This is a genomic window from Pseudomonas sp. LAMO17WK12:I10 (genome assembly GCF_900215185.1).
Taxonomy (GTDB): Bacteria; Pseudomonadota; Gammaproteobacteria; order Pseudomonadales; family Pseudomonadaceae; genus Aquipseudomonas; species Aquipseudomonas chlororaphis.
The window spans coordinates 74868-85906 of sequence record NZ_OBDX01000030.1; the positions used below are offsets into that span (position 1 = coordinate 74868).

General features: G+C 63.0%; 9 protein-coding genes. 5 read left to right on the forward strand and 4 right to left on the reverse strand.

Going from position 1 to position 11039, the window contains the following annotated elements; translation table 11 throughout:
- Nucleotide 1 precedes the first annotated feature (1 nt).
- Complete coding sequence (locus CRO75_RS26280) at nucleotides 2–904, reverse strand: LysR family transcriptional regulator (RefSeq protein ID WP_097139215.1); 903 nt, start codon at nucleotides 902–904, stop codon at nucleotides 2–4.
- Nucleotides 905–1037: 133 nt separating this feature from the next.
- Between CRO75_RS26280 and CRO75_RS26285 the strand changes: the two genes are divergently transcribed.
- Both CRO75_RS26285 and CRO75_RS26290 read left to right on the forward strand, forming a co-directional pair.
- Nucleotides 1038–2684, forward strand: a complete 1647-nt coding sequence (locus tag CRO75_RS26285) for a GMC family oxidoreductase N-terminal domain-containing protein (protein ID WP_097139217.1) — start codon at nucleotides 1038–1040, stop codon at nucleotides 2682–2684.
- 228 nt (nucleotides 2685–2912) lie between these two features.
- The gene (locus CRO75_RS26290) at nucleotides 2913–4535 is read left to right on the forward strand and encodes an MFS transporter (protein ID WP_097139219.1); all 1623 of its coding nucleotides are present in this window, start codon (nucleotides 2913–2915) and stop codon (nucleotides 4533–4535) included.
- A gap of 120 nt (nucleotides 4536–4655) precedes the next feature.
- Here CRO75_RS26290 and CRO75_RS26295 read toward each other — a convergent pair whose 3' ends face one another.
- A complete protein-coding gene (locus CRO75_RS26295; protein ID WP_097139220.1) occupies nucleotides 4656–6089 on the reverse strand; it encodes a serralysin family metalloprotease in 1434 nt (477 codons plus the stop codon).
- Nucleotides 6090–6367: 278 nt separating this feature from the next.
- Here CRO75_RS26295 and CRO75_RS26300 point away from each other — a divergent pair, with 278 nt between their 5' ends.
- Complete coding sequence (locus tag CRO75_RS26300; protein WP_085531523.1) at nucleotides 6368–6664, forward strand: hypothetical protein; 297 nt, start codon at nucleotides 6368–6370, stop codon at nucleotides 6662–6664.
- A 32-nt stretch (nucleotides 6665–6696) separates the two neighbouring features.
- On the opposite strand, the gene CRO75_RS26305 is transcribed toward CRO75_RS26300, so the two are convergent.
- Nucleotides 6697–9057 carry a DNA polymerase II gene (locus CRO75_RS26305; protein ID WP_177409789.1) on the reverse strand — a complete coding sequence of 787 codons (2361 nt, stop codon included), beginning with the start codon at nucleotides 9055–9057 and terminating at the stop codon, nucleotides 6697–6699.
- 569 nt (nucleotides 9058–9626) lie between these two features.
- Here CRO75_RS26305 and CRO75_RS26310 point away from each other — a divergent pair.
- Both CRO75_RS26310 and CRO75_RS26315 read left to right on the forward strand, forming a co-directional pair.
- The gene (locus CRO75_RS26310; protein ID WP_009043285.1) at nucleotides 9627–9956 is read left to right on the forward strand and encodes a hypothetical protein; all 330 of its coding nucleotides are present in this window, start codon (nucleotides 9627–9629) and stop codon (nucleotides 9954–9956) included.
- Between the two features lie 282 nt (nucleotides 9957–10238).
- The gene (locus CRO75_RS26315; protein WP_062825422.1) at nucleotides 10239–10817 is read left to right on the forward strand and encodes a hypothetical protein; all 579 of its coding nucleotides are present in this window, start codon (nucleotides 10239–10241) and stop codon (nucleotides 10815–10817) included.
- Nucleotides 10818–10907: 90 nt separating this feature from the next.
- Here the strand turns inward: CRO75_RS26315 and CRO75_RS33355 are convergent.
- Nucleotides 10908–11039, reverse strand: a 132-nt coding sequence (locus tag CRO75_RS33355) for a hypothetical protein (RefSeq protein WP_239990644.1), incomplete at its 5' end; no start/stop codon positions are given.

Below are 11039 nucleotides of genomic sequence, written 5' to 3' on the forward strand. Positions count from 1 at the left end.
ATCAGGCCAGCGAGTTCGGTTCGGCGAGCAGCAAGCCCTGCTCGGCCGCGCACAGCTCGACCACGTAATCCCATACCACCCGCAGGCGCACGGACTTGTGCAGCTCGCGGCGGGTGCTGATCCAGTAGGCGCGCTGGATGCTCTCGCCGGGCAGCAAGGGCACCAGCTGCGGATCGCCGGCGGCCATGTAGCACGGCAGCACGGCGATCCCCAGGCCGGAGCGCGCGGCCTGTTGCTGGGCGATCACGCTGGTGCTGTGGAACACCACCTGGGGGTTGCGGCAGAAGCTGGTGAGGAAAATCAGCTCCTGGCTGAACAGCAGGTCGTCGACATAGCCGATCCAGGCATGCCGCCCCAGGTCCTCGCGGCTGCGCAAGGGCGGTGCGCGGTCCAGGTAGTCCTGGCTGGCGTACAGGGCCAGGCGGTAGTCGGTGAGCTTGCGCGTCACCAGCATGTCGGCGTTGGGCCGCTCCAGGTGGATGCTGATTTCCGCCTCGCGGTTGAGGATGCTGACAAAACGCGGCACCGCCACCAGCTCCACCTCCAGCCCCGGATAACGCTCGAACAGGCCGCGCATGCGGCTGGCGAGAAACATGATGCCCAGGCCCTCGGTGACGCCCACGCGGATCTTGCCCAGGGGCGCCGTGGACTGGGTGATTTCCTCCTGGGCCAGCAAGGCCACGTTCTCCATGGCTTCGGCGTGCTTGAGCAGCGCCTCCCCGGCCGGCGTCAGTTCATAGCCCTGGGCGTGCTGGACGAACAGCGCGGTGCCGAGGCTTTTCTCGATCGCCTCGATATGCCGGGCCACCGTGGCGTGGGTGGTCTTCAACCGCTGGGCCGCGGTCAGCAGGCGGCCGCTGCGTTGCAGCTCGAGAAAAAACCGCAGGTCGTTCCAGTCGAACATGACTCTTCCTTACAGATGCCGGGGGGAAGCCGCTGTTTAAAAACGCACAGCGGCTGAGCAAAAACTAACATTCTTTTAACGAAAGCTAACAACTAGGATGAGCCGCAACAAGAACGATAAAACGAGGTCATGGATGCTGCCTGCCTTTGATCCCTACGACTACATAGTGGTCGGCGCCGGCCCTGCCGGGTGCCTGCTGGCCAATCGGCTGTCCGCCAACCCGGCCCACCGCGTCCTGCTGCTGGAAGCCGGTGGCCGCGACAACTACCCCTGGATCCATATCCCCGTCGGCTACCTGTTCTGCATTGGCAACCCGCGCACCGACTGGTGCTTCAAGACCGAAGCCGAACCCGGCCTGCAAGGCCGCAGCCTGAGCTACCCGCGCGGCAAGGTGCTGGGCGGCTGCTCGTCGATCAACGGCATGATCTACATGCGCGGCCAGGCCGGCGACTATCAGCGCTGGGCCGCCGACGGCAACCCCGGCTGGAACTGGCAGGACGTGCTGCCGCTGTTTCGCAAAAGCGAAAACCACTTTGCCGGCGACTCGCAATTCCATGGCACCGCCGGCGAATGGCGGGTCGAGCGCCAGCGCCTGTCGTGGCCGATCCTCGATGCCTTCCGCAACGCCGCCGAACAGAGCGGCATCGCCAGCGTCGACGACTTCAATGGCGGCGACAACGAAGGCTGCGGCTACTTCCAGGTCAACCAGAAAGCCGGGGTGCGCTGGAACGCCGCCAAGGCCTTCCTCAAGCCGATCCGCCAGCGGCCCAACCTCACGGTGCTGACCGGGGTCGAGGTCGATCGCGTGCTCCTGGAAAACGGCCGCGCGGCGGCGCTCAGCGCCCGCTACCAGGGCCAGCCGCAGACCTTCAAGGCGCGTCGCGAAATCATCCTCAGCGCCGGCACCATCGGCTCGCCGAGCATCCTGCAACGTTCGGGAATCGGCCCCGCCGCACTGCTGCAACGCTTGGGCATAGGCGTCGCCCACGAACTGCCGGGGGTCGGCGGCAACCTGCAGGACCACCTGCAGCTGCGGCTGATCTACAAACTGGAAAACGCCCGCACCCTGAACCAGATCGCCGGCAGCCTGTGGGACAAGATGGGCATGGGCCTGCGCTACCTGTACGACCGCAGCGGCCCGCTGTCCATGGCGCCGAGCCAGCTGGGAGCCTTCGCCCGCTCCGGGCCGGAACAGACTTCGGCCAACCTCGAATACCACGTGCAGCCGCTGTCGCTGGAGCGTTTCGGCGAACCGCTGCATGCGTTCCCGGCCTTTACCGCGTCGGTCTGCGACCTGCGCCCGCAAAGCCGCGGCCGAGTGCAAATCCGCTCCGCCGACCCGCAGGCGGCGCCGCTGATCCAGCCCAACTACCTGAGCCACCCGGAGGACCTGCGGGTCGCCGCCGACGCCATTCGCCTGACCCGGCGCATCGTCGCCGCGCCGGCCCTGCAAGCCTTCAAGCCGATCGAATACCTGCCGGGGGCCGAGTTGCGCAGCGAAGAACAACTGCACGAAGCCGCCGCGCGCATCGGCACCACCATCTTCCACCCGGTGGGCACCTGCCGCATGGGCCACGGACCGGAGGCGGTGGTCGATGCCGAGCTGCGGGTGCATGGCATCCCTGGCCTGCGCATCGCCGATGCCTCGATCATGCCGTACATCACCTCCGGCAATACCTGCTCGCCGACGCTGATGATCGCCGAGAAAGCCGCCGAGCTGATTCTCGCCACCTCGACCAGGAGCCCTGCCGCCGAGAAACCAAGCGTCACCCCGGCCTGATCCGCACAGGAGGAGCAACGATGAGATCCATGTAGGAGCCAGCTTGCTGGCGATAACGACCTGAAGGGCGGTGCAAGGCTCAAGGGATTATCGCGAGCCAGCTCGCTTCTACACCTACACCTACACCTACACCTACAAATGCAGAAGACAGCGACAAGATGCAGATAGCGACGCCACCCTGGCGCCGACAGTGGAACAACAAAAACAATCACTGTGAGGGATATCGATATGTCGGAACATGCTCAATCGATGGATGCGGCGGTCGCCGCGCCCACCAGCCAGGAAAGCCAGAAAGTCATCTTCGCCTCGTCCCTGGGGACGGTGTTCGAGTGGTACGACTTTTTCCTCTACGGCGCCCTCGCGGCGGTCATCAGCAAGCAGTTCTTCGCCGGGGTCAACGACACCACCGCCTTTATCTTCGCCCTGATGGCATTCGCCGCCGGCTTCGTGGTGCGGCCGTTCGGCGCCCTGGTGTTCGGGCGCCTGGGGGACATGATCGGGCGCAAGTACACCTTCCTCGCCACCATCATTCTCATGGGCCTGGCGACCTTCGCCGTGGGCCTGCTGCCGACCTACTCGAACATCGGCATCGCCGCGCCGATCATCCTGGTCGCCCTGCGCATGCTCCAGGGCCTGGCCCTGGGCGGTGAATACGGCGGCGCCGCGACCTACGTCGCCGAGCACGCACCCCAGGGCAAGCGCGGTTTCCACACCAGCTGGATCCAGTCCACCGCGACCCTCGGCCTGCTGTTGTCGCTGCTGGTGGTGCTGGGTTGCCGCTACTTCACCGGCGATCAGTTCGAAGTCTGGGGCTGGCGCCTGCCGTTCCTGCTGTCGATCGTGCTGCTGGGCATTTCCACCTGGATCCGCCTGAGCCTGCACGAGTCGCCGGCCTTCCTGAAGATGAAAGAAGAAGGCCGCGCCAGCAAGGCGCCGATCCGCGAGTCCTTCGGCAAATGGGAAAACCTCAAGGTGGTGCTGATCGCCCTGTTCAGCATCAACGCCGGGCAGGCGGTGACCTTCTACGCCGCGCAGTTCTACGTGCTGTTCTTCCTCACCCAGTTCCTCAAGATGGACCCGGCCCTGGCCAATATGCTGCTGATCATCAGCGTGGTGATCGGCGCGCCGTTCTTCATCTTCTTCGGCTGGCTGTCGGACAAGATCGGTCGCAAGCCGGTGCTGATGGTCGGCCTGCTGCTGGCCACCGCGCTGTACTTCCCGATCTTCAAGTCCCTGGCCCACTACGCCAACCCGGCCATCGACCAGGCCAGCCGCCAGGCGCCGATCAGCGTGCTGGCCGACCCCGCCACCTGCACCTTCCAGTTCGACCCGGTGGGCAAGGCGCGTTTCGACAGCCCGTGCGACAAGGTCAAGACCTTCCTGGTCAAGCAGGGCCTGCCCTACACCAGCGTCGCCGCGCCCGCCGGCAGCCCGGTGCGGGTCAGCGTCGGTGACGTGCAGCTCGACGGTTTCGACGAAGCGGCCCTGCGCGGTGCCGTGACCCTGGCCGGCTACCCGCAACAGGCCGACACCCAGAACGTCAACAAAACCATGGTGGTGGTGCTGATCGTCGCGCTGATCCTGATCGCCGCCATGTGCTACGGCCCGCTGGCGGCGCTGATGGTCGAGCTGTTCCCGACCCGTATCCGCTACACCTCCATGTCCCTGCCCTACCACATCGGCAACGGCTGGTTCGGCGGCTTCCTGCCCACCGTGTCCTTCGCCCTGGTGGTATACACCGGCGATATCTTCTACGGCCTGTGGTACCCGGTGGTGATCACCGGGGTCAGCCTGCTTGTCGGCCTGATCTGTCTGCGCGAGACCCGCAACGTCGATATCGACAAGAACTGAAAAGCCCGGCTGACGGCAGCGCCCCAAGCAGGGTTGCAGGCCCTGGGGCGCTCAGCATCAGCCAAAGGGACCTGGCAAAAAAAACGGCGCGCCATGGCGCGCCGCTTCCGTTGCTGTCGATCAGGCCACGATATCGGTGGTCGCCGCCTGGCCAACGGTGCCCACGGCGAAGTCCACCGCGCCCAGGCCGGTGAGGTCGACCAGCAGGCTGGTCTGGTCGGTCTCGGCGTAGTAGGTCAGGATCGCGTCGCCGGCATGGCCGGTGAAGCCGCTGACGAAGTTCAGGGTCGCCTGGCCCGAGGCGAACGGCGCCAGGCCGCTGAGGTCGATCTTGTCCTGGCCACTGGTGAAATCCATGATCCAGTCGGGCTCATCGAAGGTCGAATCGGAAGCCGCGCCGAACACGAAGGTGTCCGCCCCCGCCCCGCCCCATAGCGTGTCGCGACCGCCGCCACCGTAGAGGATGTCGTTGCCGGCACCGCCCTCGAGGATGTTGGCCGCGGCGTTGCCGATCAGCAGGTCGTTACCCGCACCGCCGATGGCGTTTTCCAGGGTCACGCCATGGGCCACCGACACGTTGCCCACCAGGCCGCCGACGTCGGAGAACGAGCCTTCGTTGAGGTTGATCTTCTGGTTCTGGGTGAAGCCGGAGAAGTCCAGGGTGTCGTTGCCACCGCCGTCCCACACCGAGAACACCAGTTTGGAGGCAGATGAGCTGGCGCTGTAGAAATCGCGCCCGGTGTTGGAGTTGAAGCCATACACGGTGTCGTCGGCGCGGGTCTCGTGGTTGGCGCCGTAGAGTTTCTGCACCGCGACAATGTCGTCCATCAACGGCGCCGAGGCGTAGGCGCCACCGCCATCCTTGCTGAAGTTCTGCCCGGTGTTGCTCTCGCTCCAGTAGCTCATCAGGCTGTAGCCGCGCGTGTCCTGGGCGTAGGTGGCATCGTTGTAGGTCGGGTTGCCGTTGCCGGCGTTGTAGGTGCCCGGATGGGACAGGCCCAGGCTGTGGCCGATTTCGTGGGTCAGGGTCTGGCGGCCGTAGTTGCCGTTGCCCGGGGTTTCGTTGACCCGGTACTGATCGTTGATCAGGTACCAGGACTGGCCGTCATAGCTGCCGCCCGAAGGCAGGTAGGCGAAGGCCGCGCCACCGGTGCTGACGCTGTAGTTGCCGAAACTCAGGTGCCCGTCGCCGCCGCTCGCGGCTTCGTTGAAGCGCACATTGGCCACGTCCGACCAGGATTGCAGGGCCAGGAACGCCTGGGCTTTCTGCAAGGCGCTGAACTCGCTGAAGCTGCCCAGGTTCGGGTTGTAGTTGGCCGGCTTGCTGGTGAGGAAGCTGTAGCTGAGCTCGATCTTGCCGTCGCCGTTCTGGTCGTGCCAGGACAGGCCCTTGCGCAGGATCTGCTCGGCGGCCTGGTCCGCGGTGTACGACGGCTTGCCATTCACCAGCTCCGCGCCGCCACGGTCATAGGCATGGCTGAAGGCAGTGATCAGTTGGTAGGCATTGCTGCCCGGAGCTGCCGAAAAACCGGCATTTTCTTTGGCTTTTGACATCATTTACGTCCTTGTTCAACGCTGAAAATTTCCGATAGACCACGGCGACCTGTTAGCGAGATCGTCCTATCACTCGCCCTATTCAAGGCGGGGAAAAACTGACACAGACCCCGGCGTGGCGTCCACGATTTTTATTGTCCGACAATATGCCCGGGCGACTTTGCGCCTCATTAAAATCGCTACCCAGCCCCTGCCCTGGCGTGCCATACGCTAAGCTTCAGCGCTAATGGAACCACTGCCACACTCGTGCTTCTGCCTGTTTCCTGAAGGGGTCCACAATGAAAAAAATCCTCCTGAGCTGCGCCCTGTCGATCCTTGCCAGTGCCGCCCACGCCGAAGGCATCCCGCTGTTCAACGTCGACTGCCCGGGCAACATTCCGGTCAGCGCGGACGAAGGCGGGCCGGTGTTCATCAACGGTAAAGAGGCCCAGACCAAGACCGTCAACGAGCGTTATTTCGAGGCCAAGGGCTCGGGCATCACGGTGGACATCAGCGTGGAGGACGACGACTCGGTGGTCGTGACCTACAGCGGCAAACAGGGTGCCAGCGGCATTTGCACCTCGGTCGACGACTGAGCCAACTCACGCACGTGTAGCCGAGACGTCTCCTAGAACAACCCCATCTGCCCACCCACCAGGGTGCTGAAGTCGTCCTGCACGAACGGCAGGATGGCATCCGCCACCGGCTGCAATTGGCGGGTCACGTAGTGATCGTAATCGATGGCCGCGGTGCGGTTTTCCAGGGGTTCGGGACCGGCCAGGGTGATCACGTAGCTGATCCAGCCACCGTTCTGATAACGCTGGGGCCGGCCCTGCCGCTGGTTGTATTCGTCGGCCAGGCGCGCGGCGCGCACATGGGGCGGCACGTTGCGTTCGTAATCGTCCAGTTGGCGGCGCAGGCGCTTGCGGTACACCAGTTGCTCGTCCAGTTCACCGGCCAGGGTGCGCCGCACGTAGTCGCGCACATAGTCCTGGTACGGCTGGCGGTGAAAGATCCGCTGGTACAGCTCCTGCTGGAACTGTTGGGCCAGCGGCGACCAGTCGGTACGCACCGCTTCCAGACCCTTGTAGACCATCTCCTGGGTGCCGTCGGCGCGGGTCACCAGGCCGGCGTAGCGCTTCTTGCTGCCCTCCTCCGCGCCCCGGATGGTCGGCATCAGGAAGCGGCAGAAGTGGGTTTCGAATTGCAGCTCCAGGGCGCTTTCCAGGCCGTACTCATCGCGCAGGTGATCGCGCCACCACTGGTTGACGTGCGCCACCAGCGCGCGGCCGATGCGCGTGGCATCCGCCTCGGCGTGGGCGCTGCCGAGCCAGACGAAGGTCGAGTCGGTGTCGCCGTAGATCACCTTGTGCCCCTGCGCCTCGATCAACTGGCGGGTGCGGCGCATGATTTCGTGGCCACGCATAGTGATCGACGACGCCAGGCGCGGATCGAAGAAGCGGCAGCCGCTGGAACCGAGCACGCCGTAGAAGGCGTTCATGATGATCTTCAGAGCCTGGGACAGCGGCGCGTTGTGTTCGCGTTTCGCCACTTCGCGGCTCTCGGCGACCCGGGCGACGATCGAGGGCAGGCAATGCCGGGTGCGGGAAAACCGCGCGCCACGAAAGCCCGGCACCGATTGCTCGTCCGTTGGATGGCGCAAGCCTTCCACCAGCCCCACCGGATCGATCAGGAAGCTGCGGATGATCGACGGGTACAGGCTCTTGTAGTCCAGCACCAGCACCGACTCGTAGAGACCCGGCCGCGAGTCCATGACAAAGCCGCCGGGGCTGGCTTGCGGCGGCTTCTCGCCCAGGTTCGGCGCGACGAAACCCTGGCGGTGCATCAGCGGCATGTACAGGTGGGTGAAGGCCGCCACCGAGCCGCCGTTGCGGTCGGCCGGCAGCCCGGTGACGGTGGCCCGTTCGAGAAGAAAGGTGAGCAACTCGGTCTTGGCGAAAATCCGCGTCACTAGTTCGCAGTCCTTGAGGTTGTAGCGCGCCAGGGCGGGCTTGTCCTCGGCGAACATGCGGTTGATTTCGTCCATGCGCTGGTAAGGGTTGTCGATCGACTTGCCTTCGCCGAGCAGGGTCTGGGCGACGTTTTCCAGGCTGAAGGACGGGAAGCTCCAGGTCGCCGAGCGCAGGGCTTCGATGCCGTCGATGATCAGGCGCCCGGCGGCCGCGGCGAAATAATGGGTACGGCTGCCGTGTTCGCGCCACTGCATCTCTTCGCCGCCGCGCCCCAGGCGCAAGGGCACCGCCAGGCGCCGCGCGTGCTCGTGCAGCACCCGCAGATCGAACTGCACCAGGTTCCAGCCGATGATCGCATCCGGATCGTGCCGTGCCAGCCACTGGTTGAGCCGTTCGAGCAACTGCTCGCGGCTGGCGCAGAACTCCAGGTCGAAATCCACCGCGCTGTCGTCCTCGCGAGCGCGGCCGAGCATGTACACCTGGCGCTGCCCGCAGCCTTCCAGAGCGATGGAATACAGCTCGCCGGTCTCGCTGGTCTCGATATCCAGCGACACCAGCTTCAACGCCGGCCGGTAGTCCGGCGCCGGTTTCATCTGCGCCTCCAGCAGTATCCCGCCCTCGCCCGGGGTGCCGCCAAACCACACCGGTGCGGTGATGAAGCGCTCCATCAGGTAGCGCTCGGGCGGCCGCACATCGGCCTCGAGCACCTCGACCCCGGCGCGGCGCAGGGTCTTGTCGAGACGGATCAATTGATTGTGCTGCGGGCAGTACAGGCCAAGCACCGGGCGGTGCTGGAAGTCGCACAGGTCCAGGGGGCGCAATTGCACATCGCGATCGTCGGCCAGCAGGCGCCGGGCCTGTTCCTGCTGTTCGGCGGGAATGAAGGCCACGGAGGTCTGCACCGGCAAGCGGATCTGGCGCGGCCCGGCATCGGTCGCCAACCAGAACTCGACTTCCGTGCCTGCCGGCGTGTCACGCCAATGCCGGGTCAGGACGAAGCCCTGCTGTAAATCCACCACTGCAACCTCAAGCACCTGTTTCAAGGTCTCGATTCTACCTGTCCTCGGTCGCGATAGCCTGTTCCGCTCATGTGCCGAAAGGTTTTGTCGGACAATATGTAGTGCTTGAAAATTTTCACTACAAAACCGTTGACGAGGCGAATTTGCCCTTGCATGATGCAGGCGTCTCCCCGATCGGGAGACGTGGCAAAGGTGTTATGAGCAAGCTCGTCTGACCGCCGAGCTGTTAACCCGGATGTGTACTGCCCACAAGGCAGATTGATGAAACTGACCTGGCATGAACGTCCAGTACAAAGGGCGGGAAGCTGGCGAAAACTCCTCAAGATGCTTGTGGCCGAAACTGAAAACTTCGGCAGCTTGATCCAGGTTTACGCTGCTTCTCTTCGTTGTGACGCTATTGCGTAGCAGTTAATCAAGACGACTACACGCATCAGGCTCTGGGCCTTATCTGTATCCGACAGACACCCTCTGTCGCCCTGTTTCCGGTATCAGGGTTCAACTTACCGATGTAGCGATATCAATTAGCGACTCAACTAGATAGATCGAAATGGTCAAGGGGCTTACAAATGAATCTGAACAATCAACCTACTATTGATGAACTGTCTCATCTGTTCGCGGCACAGAAAGACAGCCATGACAGCCACATCCTGTGGATTGCCAAGTCTGGCCAGGTCCATATCGACTGCCTGTCGCCCCACGCCCATGAAGAAGAGTTCGACAAGAACAACCAGGACCTGCTGGCCCGCCTGAAAATGTACCGCCGTGGCCAGGGCTACGTCGGCAAGAAGGCCGCCGCCGACAGGGACTTCATCGGACGGGTATTCGATACCCTGAAGAACGAATGGCAATCGCTGCAGAACAAGTCGGAAGTTCGGGTGATTGATCGGTTCTGTTGAGGCAAGTTGTAGATCCCTATCAAGTCAACTAGGGGCACTGAACTTTCAGTGCCCCTTTTTATTGCCTGCAATAAAGTTGGATAAGGTTTCCGACAACCGAAATGAAATGAAGAGCCCAGTAATTTCAGCGACTGGACAGAATAATGGCCAATTAGTAGCATCCCTGCCGTTCAAGCCGACCTGAGCGTTGCAACACGGAATGCCAGCGCCCTGCCGAGCACTCAGAGCAACCGCCAGGCGGATACTCGATAACCGGTAATTGAACCTGAAAAAGGATTTTGTGTGACTGACCGCAGCGGTGTTTTGAGTTACATCATTGAGCAGTATTACTCGGGGGATCTTGAAACAGCCGAAGCCGTCACCGGGTACAGCGTCAAGCAGATCGAGGACTGGTGCTCAGGCCAACGCCAGCCTCAGCACATCACGGTCGAGTACTTCATTCACCGCGCCTTTACCCCCGAATTCCAGTCAGTGGTCGAATTCGCCGAGTTCAAGCCGGACCAACCGGTGATGGCGCAGTTGAAAAACCTGTTCAAGGGACATGAGGATCGGGCCGGCATCTATGCCTTCTACGACTCGATGGCCAACCTCATCTACATCGGCAAAGCCACCAACCTGGTCAAGGAAGCCTACTCGGCTATTCGCCGAGACGTGGATATCCAGTTCCCCGCCGGGATCAGGAAGAAGCCCGAGAAGCGCTATGAAATCGTTCGCTACATATCGGCTTACGACGTCGGCAGCTCCGACTGGCTGGATTATCCAAAACATGTTGAATCCCTGATTCTCAGGATCTCCAAACCCGCCTTGAACAAAAATATCGGCCATATCGAACAGGCGTATGCGCCTCCTGGCGCTGACTGAGAGACTGTTTATCCCGAGCAGGCCGGGAGGTATTCCCAGAAAACAGGCGACAGTACGGCCTAGCGTCCTGTCGCCTTTTCGTGGCTCAGCTCAAAAGGCAAAGCACGAGCAACCAAACGCCCCCCAGAAACCCTGGAAGTCACTGACCGGCACATTCGACAGACGCGCCCGCTCGTGGCTGTGGGAGTGCACCGCGCACGGGCCGCTGCACTGGTGCACCTG